The organism is Streptomyces sp. NPDC005648 (genome assembly GCF_040605395.1).
Classification (GTDB): Bacteria; Actinomycetota; Actinomycetes; order Streptomycetales; family Streptomycetaceae; genus Streptomyces.
This window is the reverse complement of record NZ_JBEXCS010000037.1, coordinates 51348-70501: the sequence shown is the minus strand read 5'-3', so window position 1 is coordinate 70501 and position 19154 is coordinate 51348. Positions and strand designations below refer to the sequence as shown.

Sequence of the window (19154 nt, the reverse complement as noted above, 5' to 3'; positions counted from 1 at the left end):
GTTTCGAGGCCGTCCACCGGATTACTGGTGCTCAGGGAAACTGCGTACTGTGCATTCTTTGCACAGTGTGCAAGAATTTTCCTCATGGCTTCCACGAGCGAGGGGCTCCGTGAGCGCCGGCGTCGGCAGACCCGGCACGAGATCCACGCGGCGGCGCTGCGGCTGGCGCAGGAGCATGGCTTCGACGCCGTCACCGTCGACTTGATCAGCGCCGAGGCGGGCGTCTCGCCGCGGACGTTCTTCAACTACTTCCCGAACAAGGAGACGGCGGTCCTGCCCGGGCCTCCCCTCGGACTGCCGTCGTCGTTGGCCGACGAGTTCGTCGCGCGCGGCACCGCGCATCCCCGGGACGTGCTTGCGGACCTGACCCGGCTGCTCGTACGGGACCTTGCCGACAACCCGCCGCTGCGCCAGGAGATGCACGCCGCCTTCGCCCTCACCCGCAGTCACCCCCCGCTGCTGGCCACCTTGCTGGCCCGGTTCGACGGGTTTCAGCGATCGGTCGCCGACGCGGTGGCCCTGCGCCTCGGAGAGCCGCCGGAGGGGGAGGTGCCCACCCTGATCGCCGCACTCGCCCTCACCGCGATGCGTACAGGTCTGGAGCGCTGGGCCGGCGAGGAGTGTCCGGACGACGGCGACGACTCCCCGGTGCCCTACGTCGAGCGCTCGGCGGAGCTCCTCCGCACCCTGCTGACGTCGTGAGCGCACCGTGCCCGCGGCATGCGGCGTGACGTTCCCCCTGCTTGAATCCCCGAAGTTTCAGGAGCCACCTTGAGCCAGTCGACCGCGGCCACGCAGGAGGAGCAGAACTCCTCGGGCCCGCCGCACCGCTTCGGACTTGTCTTCGCCGCCCTCATGGCCGCGATGCTGCTCGCGTCCCTCGACCAGACGATCGTCAGCACGGCGCTGCCGACCATCGTGGGGGAGTTGCACGGGGTGAGCCACCTGGCATGGGTGACCACCGCCTACATCCTGGCGGCCACGATCGCCATGCCGGTCTACGGCCGTCTCGGAGACCTGATCGGCCGTAAGAGTCTCTTTCTCGGTGGCATAGCAGTGTTTCTCGCGGGCTCGGTGATCGCGGGCGCGGCCCAGGACATGACCTGGCTGATCATCGGACGGGGCGTGCAGGGCCTGGGCGGTGGCGGCCTGATGATCACCTCTCAGGCGATCATCGCCGACCTCGTTCCGCCGCGGCAGCGGGCGAAGTACATGGCCCCCATGGGCGCGGTCTTCGGCCTTTCCTCCGTCGCCGGGCCGCTGCTGGGCGGCTGGTTCACCGATGGTCCCGGCTGGCGCTGGGCCTTCTGGATCAACCTGCCGGTCGGTGTCCTGGCGCTCGTCATCGGGGTGTTCGCGCTGCGACTGCCGCGCCGGGCCGTCGAAGTCGTCTTCGACTACCTCGGGTTCACGCTCATGGCCGCCGCGGTGACCTGCACCGTGCTGGTGGCCGAATGGGGCGGCACCGACTACGCCTGGTCGGACCCTGTCATCCTCGGCATGGCCGCCGGCGGCCTGCTGGGCTGGGTGCTCTTCTTCTACTCCCAGAGCAAGGTGGCGGAGCCGATCATCCCGCTGCGGCTGTTCCACAGCCGGATCTTCAACATCGCCACCGTGATCGGTCTCCTGGTCATCGGTATCGGCATGTTCGCGGTCATCGGCTATCTGCCGACGTATCTGCAGATGGTCTACGGCGTCAGTGCCACCGAGTCCGGGCTGCTGCTCATCCCTCTGGTCGTCGGCCTCATGGCCACCGCCATCCCGTCCGGCCAGCTGATGAGCAGGACCGGCCGGTACAAGATCTTCCCGATCGTCGGCACGGTCTTCGTCGGTGTCGCGGCGCTCCTCATGTCCACCATGGACACCGGCACGTCGCTGGTCGTGGTCGGCGTCTACGTGTTCCTGCTCGGTGCCGGGCTTGGCCTGGTGATGCAGCCTCTGGTGCTGGCGGTGCAGAACGACTTCCCCGGCTCGGACGTGGGTACGGCGACCTCCGCCAACAGCTTCTTCCGCGAGATCGGCGCCACGCTCGGCACCGCAGCCGTCGGGTCGCTGTTCACCCACCGCCTCACCGACCAACTCGCCGCCCGGCTGGGGGGCACGAGCACCGGTGCGGTCGGGGACACCCAGTCGCTCACTCCGGCGCTCGTCCACGCCCTGCCGGAGAAGATCCAGAACGAGGTGATCCTGGCGTATCAGCAGGCCCTGACACCGGTGTTCCGCTACCTGGTTCCGGTGTTCTTCGTCGGCCTGGTACTCGCCTTGATCCTTCCGGAGAAGAAGCTCTCCGACGGTCACGGCGACAGCGACGCCGACGACGTGGGGATCTCGCCCGTTCCGGATCGGGGCACCCAGGCGGCGGCGCCGACCGCACCCTGACGCACCCGGCGATCTTCTGCGGCGTCAAGTACTGAGTATTCCCCGGGAGAGCGCGACGGTGACGGCTGCGGTGCGGTCGTTGACACCCAGCTTGACGAATGTGCGCAGGAGGTGAGTCTTCACCGTGGCTTCGCCGATGTACAACTGCCGGCCGATCTCGCTGTTGGACAGGCCGCGCGCGACGAGGCCGAGCACCTGGACCTCACGCGGGGTCAACTGCTCCCCGGCCGGCGCCTGCATGCGTGTCACCAGCCGGGCGGCCACCGGAGGGGCGAGGACGGTCTCACCGCGGGCGGCCGCCCGGATCGCGTCGGTCAGCGTGCCGATGGGGGTGTCCTTGAGCAGGTATCCGGTGGCGCCGGCCTCGATCGCCGTCAGGATGTCGGCATCGCCTTCGTAGGTGGTCAGCACGAGCACGCGAATGCCGGGGTGTTCCTGGCGGATGCGCGCCGTGGCGGTCACGCCGTCGGTACCCGGCATCCGCAGGTCCATCAGCACGACGTCGGGGCGGGTGGCGGCGGCCAGGACGATCGCCTCGTCGCCGGAACCCGCTTCGCCGACGACCCGCAGGTCGTCGTAGGCCTCGAGCATGCCGCGCAGGCCGAAGCGTACGACGGGATGGTCGTCGACGATCAGGACATGGACGGTCATCGGCGCGGCTCCGCCCGCTCGGTCATCGCGGCGGAGGTGAGATCGGGCAGGGGGTGCGGGCCGGGCAGCGCCGGCTCCGGCGTGGTCAGCGGCAGTTCGACCTGAACCGTGGTTCCCCCGCCGGGAGTCGATCGCACCGTGCAGGTTCCGCCGAGACCGTGGGCGCGGGTGCGGATGCCGAGGAGGCCGTAGCCGCCGCGGACGGTGTCCGGGTCGAAGCCCTGGCCGTCGTCGGTCACCGCCAGCGCCACGAGGTCGTCTTCGTGGCGCAGTTCGATGCGCACTCCTGTGGCGTCGGCATGCTTGCCCACGTTGGCCAGGGCCTCCTGCGCGGTGCGCAGCAGCGCGACATCGGTGGCGGTGGGTGCGCCGGGCCGATCACCGCCGACCGACAGCTCGACGCGGGTACCCGTGTCGCGGGTGTGGCGGGCGGCGAGCCGCTCCAACGCGTCCGCGAGGCCGCGTCCGGTCAGATCGACCGGGGCCAGCGCGGCGATCAGGGAACGGGCCTCCGCGAGGTTCTCCCGGGCGGTCCTCTCCAGGATGTCGAGCTGGCCGTCGGCTGCTGTCACATCGCGGTGCAGGGTCGTCCGGGCTGCCTGGGCGAGCATGAGGATGCTGGTGAAGCCCTGCGCCAGGGTGTCGTGGATCTCGGCGGCCAAGCGTTCCCGCTCCGCGTGGACACCCGCCTCGTGGCCCGCGCGTGCCAGTGCGGCCCGGGTCCGGGTGAGTTCCTCGATCAGCGTGGCCCGCTTGTGGTTCTGTTCGCGGATGCCGGTCAGGTAGGCGCCCAGGAGGATCGTGACGGTCAGCGGCACCAGGACGGTCACGCCGACCATCGCCAGCGTGTAGCGGCTGACGCCGGAGCGCGCGAACATGGCCCAGGCGAGTTCGGCGTAGAGGATCAGCAGAAGTGGCAGCCGTATCCGCCACCTCGCGACCATGACGAACAGCTGCGGGCAGAGGGCGAACATCAGGGCACCACCGAGCGGGGCGATGGCGAGCAGGAGCGGGAACGCGACCGCGAGCGCGGCGAAGTACAGCGTCCCCCAGCGCTCGTCGCCTCCCGCCATGACCTGCCGCGAGACCAGGGCGTACCAGGCGACGATGACGGCGAGCGTGCCGAGAGCGAGCAGACGCTGTCCGAGCCCCACCGTGGTGTTGGCCGCTATGGCGACCGCGAGAGGTAGCGCGACGACGCCGACAAGGACATGCCAGCCGACGCGGGAGCGGGGTCCGCGGTCGACGGTGCTGTGCCCTGCCACGCCGTGTCCACCTTCGCCCGCCGGGATGGGGCCGTCAGTCTACGACCCCCCTTCAGGGTGGTCGGCTCGCGACCGTGAAACATCCACGCACCGGTGGAGAGGCGCGTACGTCGATCGGTGGACAAGGCGGTCCACTCACTCGTGGTCGCCGCCACGGCCAGGGAACAGTCAGGCTCGTTGGTGAGAACCTTGGCCTTCCACCTGGAGATTTCCCGTGAAGAAGAACTGGATCGTCCTCGCCCTCGGCGCACTGCTGACCTTGGCCGGCGTGGCCTGGACCTTGCAGGGGATGAACGTCATGAAGGGCTCGGCGATGAGCGGCGTGACGATGTGGGCGGTGGTCGGGCCGATCGTGGCGCTCGGCGGTGTGGTCCTGCTGGGTGTCGGCCTGGCCCGGCTGCGCCGGATCAGCCGCTGAGCGCCCGGCAGCCGTCCGACATCGAGATGGAGACCGAGCAGACAGGTCAGAAGCCGCCGGTGAGACCACCCAAGCAGTGGTACGGCGAACTCGCCGGCGTCGCGGCCACCGCGCTCGCCCTGGGCGTAGGTGAGCTGGTGGCGGCCGCGACGGGCGGGCCCTCAGCGCCGTTGGTCGCGGTGGGCGGGGTCGCCGTGGACGCGGCGCCGACTCCGGTCAAGGAGTTCGCGGTCGCGGTGTTCTACACATACGACAAGCTGGCGCTGCAGGCGGGGATCGTGCTGGTGCTGGCGCTCTTCGCCGCGTTCGTCGGCGTCCTGGCCATGCGCCGGCTCTGGTTCGGGCTGGCGGGTGTCGCTCTGTTCGGGGTGATCGGTGTCCTCGCGTCGGCCACCCGTGCCAGCGCCACCTGGGCGTACCCGCTGCCGTCGGTGGCCGGCGCGCTGGCCGCCGCCGGCCTTCTGGTGCTGCTGCGGCGCAGCCTGCCCCGCCCAGCGGCGGCACGGCCGCACGACCTCGGCAACGACACCGGCCCGGAGACGGACCCGGCGACGCAGCGAACCGACCCCTCGCTGCGGGGCGCTCGTTCAGCGGCGTCGGAGACCGATGGACCAGTGGTGGACGACGTACGACAGCCGACGGGCCGGCGACGGTTTCTCGCGCTGGCGGTCGGGGCGATCGGAGCCGCCGCCGTGGCCGTGCCCGGCGGACGCCGGCTCTGGGCCCAGCGCGTGGCCGCGGCCCGCGACGCCGTGGTCCTTCCCGCCCCGTCAAGTCCCGCACCGCCTCTGCCCGCCAAGGCATCCGCCGGGGTGCCCGGGGTGAAGCCGTTCGTGACCAGGAACGCGGACTTCTACCGCATCGACACCGCGTTGACGGTGCCGCAGATGGAGCCGAAGGACTGGCGGCTGAGGATTCATGGCCGGGTGAGGCGACCGCTGACGTTGACGTACGAGCAACTCCTGGCGATGCCGATGGTGGAGCGGTACATCACACTGACCTGTGTGTCCAACGAGGTCGGCGGCGAGTTGCTCGGCAACGCGCGGTGGCTGGGCGTCAGGATCGAGGATCTGCTCGCCGAGGTCGAACCGGACGCGGGCGCGGATCAGGTGGTGAGCCGCTCCGTGGACGGGTACACGGCCGGTACGCCGACTGCGGCCCTGCGCGACGGGCGGGACGCCCTGCTGGCCGTAGGGATGAACGGGGAACCGCTGCCGGTCGAACACGGGTTTCCGGTCCGGATGGTGGTGCCGGGACTGTACGGATATGTGTCGGCGACCAAGTGGCTGACCGAGCTGGAGCTGAGCAGCTTCTCGGACTTCAGCGCCTACTGGGTACGGCGGGGCTATGCGGAACAGGCTCCGGTGAAGACGCAGTCGCGGATCGACACACCGGCCGCGGGCAGGCGACTGTCCCGGGGGCAGGTGATGGTGGCCGGGGTGGCGTGGGCGCAGCACCGTGGGGTGTCCGCGGTGGAGGTGCGCGTGGACGACGGACCCTGGCAGCCGGCGCGGCTCGCGGCGGCGGCGTCGGCGGACACCTGGCGGCAGTGGAGCTGGCCGTGGCAGGCCACGCCCGGCAGACACCGGCTGCAGGTCCGCGCCACCGACAGCACCGGTCAGGTGCAGTCGGGCAAGAAGCACAAGCCACTTCCCGACGGAGCCACCGGCTGGCACACGATCAAGGTCACGGTCACCTGAGTCGGTCTCAGGCGGAACTCCGGGATCTCCTCTCGTGCAACTGGTGCTGTAGAACACAGAGTTCGGGATATGGAAAGCGCTTCATGTGTTTTCTTTATCACTTTGGTTGACGTAACCAGTGCATGTGAAAGATCAAAATTTGGACTAGTGTGCGGTCATGAAACAACGGAGGCGCCTCTCCGACCTCGCGCTTCTCGTCCGGGCCCCAGCCGCTCTGAGCGTCCCCGGAGATGTGCTCGCAGGAGCGGCCGCCGCAGGAAACCCCCTCACCGTCCGGACCTTCGGCATCATGGGATCGTCCGTCTGCCTCTACTGGGCGGGCATGGCTCTCAATGACTACGCCGACGCCACCATCGACGCCGTGGAGCGCCCCGACCGGCCCGTGCCGTCGGGCCGTGTGCCGCGCCGTACCGCCCTCGCCGTCGCCGGCGGCCTGACCGCGGCGGGCCTGGGCCTGGCCGCTGTGACGGGCGGACGCCACAGCTTCTTCGGGGCGAGTGCCCTGGCGGGCGCCGTCTGGGCGTACGACCTCGGGCTGAAGGCCACCCCGGCGGGCCCGGCCGCCATGGCGGGCGCACGTGCGCTGGACGTCCTCGCGGGCGCACTGGTCGCGAGCCGGGGCGAGAAGACCGGCACGGCCCTGCTGAAAGGAGCGGTTCCGGCCGCGCTGATCGGCGCACACACCTACACCCTCACCGAGTTGAGCCGGCACGAGGTCCAGGGCGCTTCGGCCCGGCTGCCCGCCATGACCCTGGCCGCCTCCACCGCCACCGGCCTCGCGGCCGCGGCCCCGGCCGTGGCAGCGGTCCTACGGCGCCCCGGGCCCGCGCTCACCGGGCAAGGAACGCGGCACACGACGTCCGTCTCCACGCCCACCGCCGGAGCAGACGTCCCGCGTCCGACTCCCGCCCACCCCCAGCCCGCAGACGCCGGCCGGACCACCGCACTCGTCACAGCCGGCGCCGCCCTCGCCTACCTCGGCACCTACGGCGCCTCGCAGTTGAAGGCCGTGCGCAAGCCTTCCGGTGAGAACGTGCGGCAGGCCGTGGGGGCCGGGATCCTCGCCCTGATGCCCCTGCAGGCGGCGCTCACCGCGCGGGCCGGGTCGCCCGCCGCGGCCACCGCCCTCGGTATCGCCCACCCCCTCGCGCGACGGCTCGCCCGCCGTATATCCCCCACCTGAACGCTGTGTGAGGACCGACCTCATGGAACCACCCTCCACCCCCCTCAAGTTCGGCTACGGCACCAACGGCTTCACCCACCACCGGCTCGACGCCGTCCTCGGCATCCTCGCCGACCTCGGTTACGACGGCGTCGCCCTCACCCTGGACCACATCCACCTCGATCCCTACGCCGACGACCTGCCCCGCCGCGTCGCCGGCCTCACCCGCGCACTGGATCGGTACGGCCTCACCGTGACCGTCGAGACCGGCGCACCGTATCTTCTCGACCCCACCGGCAAGCACCTCCCCACGCTGATGACGGACGAGGACGGGCGAAGAACCGACCTGCTGCGCCGGGCGGTTCGCATCGCGGCCGACCTCGGCTCGCCCACGGTGCACCTGTGCAGCGGCCCCGCTCCGGACGGGCTGTCGGAAGCGGACGCCTTCAAGCAACTGGCCCACGGGCTCGAGGCGGTGCTCGAAACGGCCGAGCAGCACGCGGTGGCACTGGCCTTCGAGCCGGAGCCGTACATGTTCGTCGACACGGTGGAACGCTGCCTGCGTCTCGCCGAACTCCTCGGCGGGCACGAGCTGTTCGGAATCACCCTGGATGTCGGGCACGCCCACTGCACGGAGGAACGGCCCGTGCTGGAGTGCGTACGGCAGGCCGCGCCACGCCTGCTGAACGTGCAGATCGAGGACATGCGGCGAGGCATCCACGAGCACCTCGAACTCGGCGCCGGTGAGATCGACTTCCCGCCGGTCCTCGCGGAACTGCGGGCCCTCGGGCATCGCGGGCTGGTCTCGGTGGAGATCCAGGGTGGCGCCCTGGACGCCCCCGAAGTCGCCCGGCGTTCCCTCGACTTCCTGCGCGCCGCGGCGGCGTAGCGGTCCCGTTCCCCTATCAACTCCTCCGACCCCACAGGAGGCTCGGCCCCTCATGCCTTCCGTACCCCCGCTGCCCCCGGCACCCCCCGACCCTCGCCTCTCCCTCGACGTTCTGACCCCGGCAGCGCGAGCCTGGCTCGACGAAGCCGTGGCGCGCGTCGCCGCGGAACCCAGCGCGATCCGGGCCCTGTTCCCCGCGGCGCGAAGACACTGTGGGCGCGCGTCGCTGAATGAGCACTGGAGCACGGACGAGGCCGCCCGGGCCGTCCTGCTCACCTCCCTGCCCCTGCGGGGCAAGGCCCTCGCCGACGAGGTGGCCGATCTCTACCGGCACGGCGATCCCGCCGAACAGCGTGCGGTGCTCCGCGCGTTGCCGCTCCTCGACGACCTCGACGACCTCGATGACCTCGCCGCCGACGGCTCCCACGGCTCCTACGGCGAACTCACCCTGTCCCTCGTCCGTGAGGCCCTGCGTGCCAACGACACCCGCGTCATCGAGGCCGCCCTCGGCCCGTACGCCGCCGCCCGCCTCCCGCAACCCGAGTACCGCCAAGCCGTCCTCAAGTGCGTCTTCCTCGACCTCCCGCTCACCCGGGTGACCGGCATCGACGCCCGCGCCGACCACGAACTCGTGCGCATGCTGGCCGACTTCGCCCATGAACGCATCGCCGCCGGACGCACCGTCCCCACGGACGTCTGGCCCCTCGTCCGCCGCTTCCCCGACATCGCGGACACCCTTGCCACCCGGGCCCGCTCCCTGGCACCCACCCGCCCCGAAGCCGTCGCCCGCGCCCTGGCCGCGCTCGGCGAGGGCCCGGCAGGCACACCACCCCAGGAAGAGGTCTGACCGTGCGCATCTTCGACCCGCACATCCATATGACGTCCCGCACCACCGACGACTACGAGGCCATGCACGCCGCCGGCGTACGCGCCGTCGTCGAACCCGCCTTCTGGCTGGGTCAGCCCCGTACCTCCCCGGAGAGCTTCTACGACTACTTCGACGCGCTGCTCGGCTGGGAGCCCTACCGTGCCGCCCAGTTCGGCATCCAGCACTTCTGCACCATCGCGCTCAACCCCAAAGAGGCCAACGACCCTCGCTGCACACCGGTGCTGGACCAACTCGACCGCTACCTCGCCAAGGACCGGGTCGTGGCCGTCGGAGAGATCGGCTACGACTCCATGACGCCCGAGGAGGACGAGGCGCTCGCCCGGCAGCTCCAGCTCGCCCTCGCCCACGGCCTGCCCGCCCTCGTCCACACCCCGCACCGCGACAAGGCGGCCGGCACGAAGCGGACGCTCGACGTCATACGGGAGTCGGGCATCGACCCCGCCCTCGTCCTCCTCGACCACCTCAACGAACTCACCGTCCGTATGGCACTCGACAGCGGCTGCTGGGCCGGGTTCTCGATCTATCCGAAGACCAAGATGAGCGAGGACCGCATGGTCGAGATCCTCAAGGAGCACGGCACCGAGAGGGTCCTGGTCAACTCCGCTGCCGACTGGGGAAGTTCGGACCCGCTCAAGACCCGGAAGACCGCCGACGCCATGCTCTCCGCCGGCTTCGACGACGACACCGTCGACCAGGTCATGTGGCGCAACCCGGTCGCCTTCTACGGTCAGAGCGGCCGCCTCGACCTCGAAGATCCCAAACCGGACGACGCCTCGACCTTCCGCGGCAACTCCATCCGCCGTGGGGGAGAGTGACCGTGCGCCTGCGTCACCCGGACGGCACCACCGTCCACCTCGGCTACTGCAGCAACGTCCACCAGGCCGAAGACCTGGAGGGCGTCATCTCCCAACTCGCCGAGTACGCCGCGCCGGTGCGCGAGCGTCTCGGCGTGGACCGTCTCGGCATCGGGCTGTGGCTGGCCCGGGACGTGGTCACCCGACTCAGCACGGACCCCGCCACGCTGGAGCGGCTCAAGCGCGAGCTGGACCTCCGTGGCCTGGAGACGGTCACCCTCAACGCCTTTCCCTACGCCGGCTTCCACAACGAGGTCGTCAAGAAGGACGTCTACCTCCCCGACTGGGCCGACGAGGCCCGGCTGCGGCACACCCTCGACTGCGCCCGCGTGCTCGCGGGACTGCTGCCCCAGGACGCCGAGCGGGGAAGCGTCTCCACACTGCCCCTGGCCTGGCGGGAGCCCTGGCCGAGGGAGCGGGCCGACACCGCCCGACGCGCCCTGGACCGGCTGGCCGACGGGCTCGCCGCCATCGAGGCCGACACCGGCCGCCGTATCAGGGTCGGCTTCGAGCCCGAGCCCGGCTGCGTCGTCGAAACCACCGCACAGGCGGTACGGGAGCTGGGCGGGCTCGACCCGGAACGGCTCGGAGTCTGCCTGGACGCCTGTCACCTCGCCGTCCAGTTCGAGGAACCGAGGGCCGCGCTCGACCGGCTGTCGGCCGCGGGCCTGCCCGTGGTGAAGCTCCAGGCATCCTGCGCCGTGGAGGCGGCCGACCCCGCGGACCCCGTGGCCCGGAAGGCCCTGCGCAGACTCGCCGAACCCCGGTTCCTGCACCAGACGCGTACGGCCCGCGAGGGTGACGTGCTCGGTGTGGACGACCTGGGTGACGCCCTGGACGGCGGGCTGCCCACCGACTCCGGCCCCTGGCGTACCCACTTCCACGCCCCGCTGCACGCCGACCCCGAACCGCCGCTGCGCACCACCGCCGGCCATCTCACCGACGTACTCGCCGGACTGCTGGGCGGACTCACCGCCCTCTGCGACCACATCGAGGTCGAGACCTACACCTGGTCCGTCCTCCCCGAACCCCCCACCGACCTCGCCGGCGGCATAGCCACCGAACTCGCCTGGGCCCGCGACCGATTGACCGGACTCGGCCTCAAGGAGGACCACTCATGAAACGCCTCGTCGTCCTCGACATCGTGGGTCTCACCCCCCATCTGCTGCGGCACATGCCGTCCGTCGCCGCACTCGGCGAACGAGGCTCCCGGGCCCGTCTCGACACCGTGCTCCCCGCGGTCACCTGCACCGTTCAGTCGACCCTCCTCACCGGCGAACTCCCCTCGGTGCACGGGGTGGTGGGCAACGGCTGGTACTTCCGCGATCTCGGCGAGGTGATGCTGTGGCGGCAGCACAACGCCCTCGTCGGCGGCGAGAAGATCTGGGAGACCGCGCGCGGGACCGAGCCCGGCTACACCGTCGCCAACATCTGCTGGTGGTACGCCATGGGCGCGGACGTCGACTGGACCGTCACCCCGCGCCCCATCTACTACTCCGACGGGGCCAAGGAGCCCGACTGCTACACCTGGCCGCCCACTCTGCACGACGAACTCACCGACCGCCTCGGCCCGTTCCCCCTCTTCACCTACTGGGGCCCTAACGCGGGCCTGCCGTCGACCCAGTGGATCCTCGGCGCCGCCCGCCAGATCTTCGACGAGAAACACCCCGACCTCACCCTCGTCTACGTCCCCCACCTCGACTACGAACCCCAGCGCAGCGGCCCCGACTCACCCGAGACCATCCGCGCCGCCCGCCAACTGGACGCCGCCCTTGGCCCGTTGATCGACCACTTCCAGCGCGCCGGCGCCACCGTCGTCGCCCTCAGCGAGTACGGCATCACCCCCGCCTCCCGTCCCGTCGACATCAACCGCGCCCTGCGCCGAGCCGGCCTGCTGGAAGTGCACACCCAGGACGGCATGGAGTACCTCGACCCCTGGACCTCCCGCGCGTTCGCCGTCGCCGACCACCAGATCGCCCATGTGTATGTGAAGGACCCCGCCGACACCGCCGCCGTCGCCAAGCTCCTCGGCGAACTCGACGGCGTGGGGGAGCTGCTGGACGCCGACGGCAAGGCGGCCCACGGCCTCGACCACGAGCGCTCCGGCGACCTCGTCGCACTCGCCGACCCCGACGCCTGGTTCACGTACTACTACTGGCTCGATGACGCCCGCGCCCCGGACTTCGCCCGCCAGGTCGAGATCCACCGCAAACCCGGCTACGACCCGGCCGAGTTGCTCTACGACGACACGGTCCCCGCGGTGAAGCTGCGCGCCGTCGGCTCCGTGCTGCGCAAGAAGGCCGGCTTCCGCTACCGGATCCGCACGGTTCCGCTGGACCCCTCGGGCGTCAGCGGAAGCCACGGGCGCCTGCCAACGGACCCCCAGCACGCCCCCGTACTCCTGTGTTCGGAACCGGAGCTGAAGCAGGAGGCTTACGCGGCCACCGAGGTGAAGTCACTGCTCTTGCGTCTGGCAGGGCTATGAGGCGGTCGACGCACTTCGTCACACCATCGGCGTCTCCTATCCGTGGGCGAGTGCGTCCAGCAGCCAGTCGCGCTGTACGCACTGCTCCAGGGCGAAGGAGTCGGCGAGGGCGATGAGGTCGTCGTCGCCGAGGCCGCGGAAGAGCCCGGCGTACTCCTGGACCAGAGGCCGGCCCAGCAGGATGTGCCGCAGGAGGACGTCCATCCACTGGCGGGTGCTGAACGGCCGGCCCGAGAAGCCCGGGAACTCGTCGGCGATCAGTTGCTCCAGCGGCTTGGCCAGTTCGCGGATCACGCCCTCAGGGGAACCCCATGCCTCCGCACCCAGGCGGTGCTTCTTCGCCATGAAGTCGGCGAAGTGCCGTTGGTAGGCGCTGTCCGGTGCGGTATGGACAAGCCCCTGGAGGCCGACGTCCTTGTAGGTCCAGATGGACCAGCTCGCCTCGTGCCGCCGGTAGATCTCCAGTTGGTCGGCGAGCAGCCGGGCGCACTGTTCGTCACGCGCCGGGTCGCCGGTGTAGACCGGGCCGAACTCGCCCACCCACACGGGGGTGTTGGTCTTGCGCATATAGGCGGTCCGGCGCAGGAAGGCCTCCTCGACCTGTTCCTTGTCGATCCAGGTGCCGTCCGTCTCGCCCGGGTAGCCGCCGCTGCGGGCGAAGCCTGCGCGTGCGTAGTCGTGGCAGGTGTAGACGGCGTTGTCGATGGGCTCGTCGAAGAGGTCGAAGTCGGTGGAGTACTGGTTGCCGTCGAGGAAGAGGATGTGGTGGGGGTCCACCGCTCGGATCGCCGAGGCGAGGCGGTCGTAGAAGGCGGGCAGGACCTGGCCGGAGTCGTCGGCGGGCTCGTTGACCGGGTTGTAGCCGGCCACCCAGGGATTGTCCTTGTAGCGGTCGGCGATGACCTCCCACAGGTGGACCACGCGGTCCTGGAAGTGCGGGTGGTCCCAGAAGAACGGCAGGTGTGTGGGGTTGTCGGAGTGCCACTGGTGGTTCTGGAAACCGGGCAGGGAGTGCAGGTCGATGATGGTGTAGATGCCGTGTCGAGCGCACAGGTCCACCACACGGTCGAGCTGTGCGAAGCCCTCCTCAAGGATCTCGAAGGGGCGGGCGTCGTCCTCGAAGTGGCGGTAATTGACCGGCAGACGAAGGCTGTTGACGCCCTTGGCGGCGAGCAGCGCCGCGTCGGCCTCGCCGAAGAAGGCCGTCAGGAGGCGGTCGAAGAACAGCTGGTGGCGGCGCTCGCCGAGCACCTCTCGTAGGGCGGTCCGCGTCGCGGCCTCGTTGCCGGGATGGCCGGTGATGAAGTTCTCCATGTTCATCCAGCCGCCGAGGCCGGCGCCTCGGAGGCGGACGGGTGTGCCGTCGTATGTCTCCAGCCTGGTGCCGGAGACCTTGAGAAGAGGGTTGGGGGCGGAGGAGGGTGTGGTGGCCAAGGCGGCGAAATCCTTCTCGGTGGGGTTGGAGGCGGGGTTCAGGCCCGAGCGGATTCGTCTACGGCGACGAAGACCCGTACGTCCCAGGGACCCAGGCGCAGTTCCGTGCCGGCGGGCGTGGCGGTGCCGTCCAGTACGTCGGTCAGCGCGTCCGGGGCGGTGACATGTACGGGATCCCAGCCCCAGTTGTGGACGACGTGGACGCGGCGTCCGTGGGGAGAGGTGCCCGTGGCGGCCGTGACTGACGGGGGCAGGTTCCGCCAGCCGCCGCGGGGAGTGGGCGCGAGCCATTCGGCCAGGGCGCGGGCGAGCTCGGGGCCCGGAACGGTGCCGACACAGGTGACGCGGCCCGCGCCGTGACGGCGTGTGGTGACGGCGGCCCAGCGGCCGAAGTGCGGGTGGTCGTAGCCGGCGAGCACCTCGGCGTCGACCGGGGTGAGGCCCTCGATCCAACGCGTGGCCGTGGCCTGCTCCGGCAGTTGCAGCGGACTGCCGGGCGCGGAGTGCAGCGGGATGTCGGCCGTGAGGTTGCTGAACTCCTCGTAGCTCGCCCCGGCGGCCTCGACGAGGCGCCCCGGAGCGGGTTCGTGGCGGGCGCGGGCCTCGTGGTCGGCGTAGCCGGTGCGTGGTCCGAGGACCAGGTGGCCGCCGGCGTGGGCGTAGGCGGCGAGCCAGTCCAGGGTCGAGTCGGCGGCCAGGTACAGGGCCGGGACGACCAGGACGGGGTGACGGCGTGCCGCCTCCTCGGGTGCCGTGCCCTCGCGCTCACCGGTCGGGTCGTGCAGCTGGCGGGCGTGCACGATGCGGACCTGGCGGCCCGAGGCGAAGGCGCCGCGGTAGAAGGGGTCGAAGATCCCGTGGTAGGCGTTGCGGTCGGGGCCGCCGTCGGGGTCGGCCAGCGGCGAGTACTTCTGCATCAGCCACTTGCTGGGCGTCGAGTGGACCAGCGTGAGGTCCGCGTCCGGCTCCAGTCCGGCGACCAGGGGGCCCGCGGTCTCGAACTCGGTTCCCAGCCGGGCCAGTTCGTCGTACGTACGGCCGGGCCGTCCGCTGTGCGGGAGGATGCCGCCGACGTAGGTCTCGGCCCCGAAGTGCAGGGTGTGCCAGTGCCAGTACTCGATCATCCGCGCCCCGCGGGCGACCAGCGCCCAGGCGGCCTGGCGCCACTGGCCGTCGTAGGCGGGGCGGTTGTCCCAGGGCGGGCCGATGGTGCCGGCGTTGGTCTCGGTGACGAGGAACGGCGCCTGGCGGGAGGCGTACATCCAGTCCCCGATCTGGGAGACGGACCAGGCGCGTTCGCCGTACGACAGGGCGTCCTGCATGCCGTAGTAGGGGTTACCCGCGGCGATGTCCAGGGCCTCGTTGAGCTCGTGGTCCTCGATGCCCGGGCGGGGGTAGGAGACGCAGGTCGTCACGAACTGCCCGGGTGCCGAGAACTCACGGACGATGCCCGCCTGCCAGGCGACGAACTCCGTGGTCAGCCGCGCCTGGAACTCCCGCCAGGCGACGTCGTACTGCGGCTGGGTGTTGCCGTCCGGCCGCCACAGGTCGGCCCAGGTGGTCAGCCGGTGCGACCAGTAGACGAGACCCCATTCGCGGTTGAGGGTCTCCACGTCGCCGTACGTCTGGCGGAGGTGGTCGGTGAAGCGCTGGAAGACGCCGCGGTTGTGGAAGAGCTCCAGGCCGGGCTCGTTGTCGACCTGGAAGCCGATCACCGCCGGGTGGCGGGCGTAGCGGGCGAGGATACGGCGGATGACCCGCTCGGCGTGGAAGAGGAAGGCGGGGTGGGTGTAGTCGACCTCCTGGCGGGCGCCCCAGGCGATGGGTTCGCCGGTGCGTCGTTCGCCCGCGATCTCGGGGTACTGGCGTGCCAGCCAGGGCGGGACCGCGTAGGTGGGGGTGCCCAGGATGACGGAGATGCCGCGTTCGTGGGCGCCGTCGAGGACGGGCTGGAGCCAGTCGAGGTCGAAGACGTCGTTCTCCGGCTCCCACGTCGACCACACCGATTCGCCGACGCGGATGACGGTGAAGCGGGCCGCGGCCATGAGGTCGAGGTCGGCCTTGAGCCGTTCGTCGGGGTGGTCGGTGCCGTAGGGGGGCCGGTACTCGTGGTAGTACGCGGCGCCGAAGAGGACGTGGGCGGGCAGGTCCGCCATGAAGGGGGCCTCCTGGAGGCAGAGAGGGTGGAGGGCGGCGGAGGGGAGGTTCCGCCGCCCCTGGATCAGCCGCCGTTGGCCGGCTGGGTGTAGGTGGTCCCGTCGATGGTCGTGGTGAGCGTGCCGACGGCCTGGAAGTTGTTGGCGAGCATCACGGACGGGCCGAGGGTGAAGCCTTCGGGACCGGTGCGCTTGGTGCCGGTGTGCCGGCCGGTCAGCGTCAGGTCCTCGGTCCAGGTGACGCAGGCGAGGGCCGAGGCGGTACCCGGGGTGCAGCCGAGCGCGGTGTCGGAGACACGCTCCACCTTCTCGGTGCCGTTGATGATGTTCGTGCCGTCGTCGCTGTAGCCGTCGTAGGTGACGCCGATGCTGAGGGTCTGGTCACCGGCGCCGTTGTTGGTGATCCGTACGGTGGCCGAGCCGCCCTCCTTGCCGCGCAGGGTGTACGTGCCGGTCGGTACCGGCGCGGCCTTCGGCGGGTTCTGGCCCGGCGTGTACGGCACGCCCCAGGTCCGGTCGGAAACCGGGGCCGGGGACACCGGCTTGCTGGGCTTGAGGCCGGGGAAGCGGGCGATCATCAGCCGGCTGTTGCGGCCTCCTGGTTCCGTCGAGTCGGCGCAGGGATGCGGTGTGGGGTTGGCACCGCAGGCCAGGTTCTCGGTGTAGACGACGGCCGTGCTGTCGGCGAGCCACGCCGGGTCGGCGGCGATGTTCCAGTTCGGGTCGGATCCGGCGTTGATCCGGAAGCCGCGACCGGTCGTGGTGTCGACCAGCCAGGGTGAGAAGAACCGGCGGTTGCCGTTGTTGCGGATCCCCGAGATGTACGGGGAGGTGGACAGCTGGGAGGTGAGCGGCGGGATGCCCGGCATTCCGGAGATGAAATCGAGGCGTCCGGAGCCGTTGACCTCCTCGGCGAGCAGCCACTTGCCGTCGGGGGACGCGGCCATGGGGTCGGTGTAGTGGGCCTGCCGGGTCATCGGCCGCGAGCTGCCGGTGGCCAGGTCGGTGGCCCAGGCGTCCATGCTGTCGGAGTTGAGGCTCTGGATGCCGAGCACCGCCCGTCCGTCGGCGGTGAAGCCGCGCGGTTCGCCGATCATGCCGGCGTGCTGGAACCGCAGTCGGTTGCCGTGCTCGACGACCAGGGGCTGGTAGGCGGGTGCTGAACTGGCCAGGACGGAGACGTTGATGAGGTGGTAGCGCCGATTCTGGTCGTCGTAGGCGAGCCGGCCGACGTAGGGGATCTCCGTGAGGGCCCTGAAGTCGAGGACGTCCCACACCAGGTGGACCCCGTCGGGGCTCAGCCGCCATTCGCGGCCGTTGTTGATACCGGCGGCGTCGCGGGTGAACAGCGGTTTGTCGTTCCAGTAGATGGGCGTGACGCGGGTGTTGGCGGGGGTGCAGCGCGGGTCGGTGACCGAGTAGTCGGCTCCGTGCGGGCCGCATTCCAGGATGCCGTTGCTCACCAGAACCCGTCTGCGGTCGGGCAGTTCGTTGGCGGGCGGGTAGACGAACTGGCTGGTGTCGATGTCAGAGCTGTACGACACCCCGCAGGTGAGGCACTTCCATGCCTCGCCGTTCGGAAAGGTGGTGCCGTCGGTGCGGACGACCAGGACCTGGTTGCCGGTGTAGACGCTCGCGGGACCGGAGTCCGGCGCCCCTGCGTAGGTGATTCCGAGGAGTACGTACTTCGGGTCCCTGGCCGGGCCGGGTGAACCGATTCCGCTCCAGTCGGCCGAGACGCATCCCGTGGGGTGGGTGCATATCCCGTCCGCCGGGACGGTCGGCGGCACCGGCAGTTCCTTGATGTCCACCCGCGGTCCGTCGGCCGCGGGCGACGCGTCGGCGGCCTGGACCCGGGTGCCGGACAGGACCGCGGCGAGCATCAGCACGGCCGCGGCGGATCTCGCGAGGATGGAGCACGTTCGGTGAACTCGCCTGATCATTGCGGCTACCTCCCTGGTCGTTGCGTGGTCATTTGAGTGCTCCCGCAGACAGCCCGCTGATGATGTGGCGCTGTGCGACGGCGTAGAAGATGACGATCGGCAGCACCGCGATGAGTGAGGCGGCGAGAAGGATCTGCTGCTGCGGGGAGTCCGCGGAGACGAAGTTGGTGAGCCCGCGCTGTACGGGCATGCGTGAGCTGTCGTTGAACAGCACCAGGCCCATGAGGTACTCGTTCCAGACGCCCATGGCCTGGATGACGGCCACCGCGACGAGACCCGGTTTGGCCAGGGGCAGGATGATCCGCCAGAAGGTGCCGAGCAGGGAGGCGCCGTCGATGGCGGCTGCCTCCTCCAGTTCCTTGGGCTGGCTGGCGAAGAACCCGCGCATGATCAGGATGGAGATGGGCAGGCCGCCGGCGATGAGGACGAGGATGTAGCCGATCCGGGTGTTGGCGAGCCCGAGCGTGATCAGCAGCTTGTACTGGGCGATGAACGAGGCCGGCATCGGGATGATCATGATGACGAGGATGGCGGCCACGACGGCGCCCCGGCCGGGGAACTCGATGCGCGCGAGGGCGTATCCGGCCAGGCTCGCGATGACCAGGATCCCGAGGACCGCCGCCGATGTGTAGAGAAGGCTGTTGGGCAGGTACTGGCTGAACCCGCCCTCGTTCCAGGCGGTGGAGAAATTGCTCCATTGGAAGGGGCGGGGGACGGGGTCCGTCCCCTTGTAGAGCTGCTTGGCGCTCTGCAGGGAGCCGCTCAGCACCCACAGCACGGGAACCAGAGCCTCGAGCGCGCCCGCGATGAGCAGCGCGTACAGGGCCATGCGGGGCAGGCGCGGGCGTCTGGGGCGGTGTTGTGGGGTCGGTATGGGCAGTTGCCTCGCCGTCTCGGGCTTCCGTGCCCGGTCGAGAAGCGTGTTCATG

Annotated in this window: 16 protein-coding genes; 10 read left to right on the top strand and 6 right to left on the bottom strand. The window is 70.5% G+C overall.

From position 1 onward, the window contains the following. The first annotated feature begins 84 nt into the window (after positions 1 to 84). Entirely contained in the window at positions 85 to 702 is a 618-nt protein-coding gene (locus tag ABZT17_RS22050) for a TetR family transcriptional regulator (RefSeq protein WP_356351199.1), read from the top strand. Between the two features lie 69 nt (positions 703 to 771). After that, positions 772 to 2379, top strand: a complete 1608-nt coding sequence (locus tag ABZT17_RS22045) for an MDR family MFS transporter (protein ID WP_356351198.1) — start codon at positions 772 to 774, stop codon at positions 2377 to 2379. 24 nt (positions 2380 to 2403) lie between these two features. On the opposite strand, the gene ABZT17_RS22040 is transcribed toward ABZT17_RS22045, so the two are convergent. Both ABZT17_RS22040 and ABZT17_RS22035 read right to left on the bottom strand, forming a co-directional pair. Beyond that, entirely contained in the window at positions 2404 to 3030 is a 627-nt protein-coding gene (locus ABZT17_RS22040; protein WP_356351196.1) for a response regulator transcription factor, read from the bottom strand. Then, positions 3027 to 4295 (bottom strand): sensor histidine kinase, encoded by a 1269-nt coding sequence (locus ABZT17_RS22035; protein WP_356351194.1) that lies wholly within the window; start codon positions 4293 to 4295, stop codon positions 3027 to 3029. Before ABZT17_RS22035 ends, ABZT17_RS22040 begins: the two co-directional genes overlap by 4 nt. Positions 4296 to 4509: 214 nt before the next feature. Here ABZT17_RS22035 and ABZT17_RS22030 point away from each other — a divergent pair, with 214 nt between their 5' ends. The 8 genes from ABZT17_RS22030 (at position 4510) to ABZT17_RS21995 (ending at position 12692) form a co-directional block, all read left to right on the top strand. Continuing rightward, a complete protein-coding gene (locus ABZT17_RS22030; protein WP_356351193.1) occupies positions 4510 to 4713 on the top strand; it encodes a hypothetical protein in 204 nt (67 codons plus the stop codon). A 59-nt stretch (positions 4714 to 4772) separates the two neighbouring features. Beyond that, positions 4773 to 6413 (top strand): molybdopterin-dependent oxidoreductase, encoded by a 1641-nt coding sequence (locus tag ABZT17_RS22025; RefSeq protein ID WP_356351192.1) that lies wholly within the window; start codon positions 4773 to 4775, stop codon positions 6411 to 6413. A 157-nt stretch (positions 6414 to 6570) separates the two neighbouring features. Beyond that, positions 6571 to 7596, top strand: a complete 1026-nt coding sequence (locus tag ABZT17_RS22020; RefSeq protein ID WP_356351191.1) for an SCO3242 family prenyltransferase — start codon at positions 6571 to 6573, stop codon at positions 7594 to 7596. Positions 7597 to 7618: 22 nt separating this feature from the next. Continuing rightward, entirely contained in the window at positions 7619 to 8464 is an 846-nt protein-coding gene (locus tag ABZT17_RS22015; RefSeq protein WP_356351189.1) for a sugar phosphate isomerase/epimerase family protein, read from the top strand. Positions 8465 to 8516: 52 nt separating this feature from the next. Then, positions 8517 to 9311 carry an EboA domain-containing protein gene (locus tag ABZT17_RS22010; RefSeq protein WP_356351187.1) on the top strand — a complete coding sequence of 265 codons (795 nt, stop codon included), beginning with the start codon at positions 8517 to 8519 and terminating at the stop codon, positions 9309 to 9311. A gap of 2 nt (positions 9312 to 9313) precedes the next feature. Further along, positions 9314 to 10168, top strand: coding sequence for a TatD family hydrolase (locus ABZT17_RS22005; protein WP_356351185.1), 855 nt, complete (start codon positions 9314 to 9316; stop codon positions 10166 to 10168). Between the two features lie 2 nt (positions 10169 to 10170). Further along, positions 10171 to 11328: a metabolite traffic protein EboE gene (eboE, locus tag ABZT17_RS22000; protein WP_356351184.1), complete on the top strand. Its 1158-nt coding sequence runs from the start codon at positions 10171 to 10173 to the stop codon at positions 11326 to 11328. Beyond that, positions 11325 to 12692, top strand: a complete 1368-nt coding sequence (locus ABZT17_RS21995; RefSeq protein ID WP_356351182.1) for a nucleotide pyrophosphatase/phosphodiesterase family protein — start codon at positions 11325 to 11327, stop codon at positions 12690 to 12692. The genes eboE and ABZT17_RS21995 overlap by 4 nt, the downstream gene beginning before the upstream one ends. Before the next feature lie 36 nt (positions 12693 to 12728). On the opposite strand, the gene ABZT17_RS21990 is transcribed toward ABZT17_RS21995, so the two are convergent. The 4 genes from ABZT17_RS21990 to ABZT17_RS21975 all read right to left on the bottom strand — a co-directional run bounded on the left by ABZT17_RS21990 (position 12729) and on the right by ABZT17_RS21975 (position 19153). Beyond that, positions 12729 to 14126: a glycoside hydrolase family 5 protein gene (locus ABZT17_RS21990; protein WP_356351181.1), complete on the bottom strand. Its 1398-nt coding sequence runs from the start codon at positions 14124 to 14126 to the stop codon at positions 12729 to 12731. A 38-nt stretch (positions 14127 to 14164) separates the two neighbouring features. Further along, complete coding sequence (locus ABZT17_RS21985) at positions 14165 to 16282, bottom strand: beta-galactosidase (RefSeq protein ID WP_356351180.1); 2118 nt, start codon at positions 16280 to 16282, stop codon at positions 14165 to 14167. A 65-nt stretch (positions 16283 to 16347) separates the two neighbouring features. Further along, a complete protein-coding gene (locus tag ABZT17_RS21980) occupies positions 16348 to 18225 on the bottom strand; it encodes a hypothetical protein (protein ID WP_356351179.1) in 1878 nt (625 codons plus the stop codon). A gap of 28 nt (positions 18226 to 18253) precedes the next feature. Next, positions 18254 to 19153 carry a carbohydrate ABC transporter permease gene (locus tag ABZT17_RS21975; protein WP_356351178.1) on the bottom strand — a complete coding sequence of 300 codons (900 nt, stop codon included), beginning with the start codon at positions 19151 to 19153 and terminating at the stop codon, positions 18254 to 18256. Between the last annotated feature and the right edge of the window lies 1 nt (position 19154).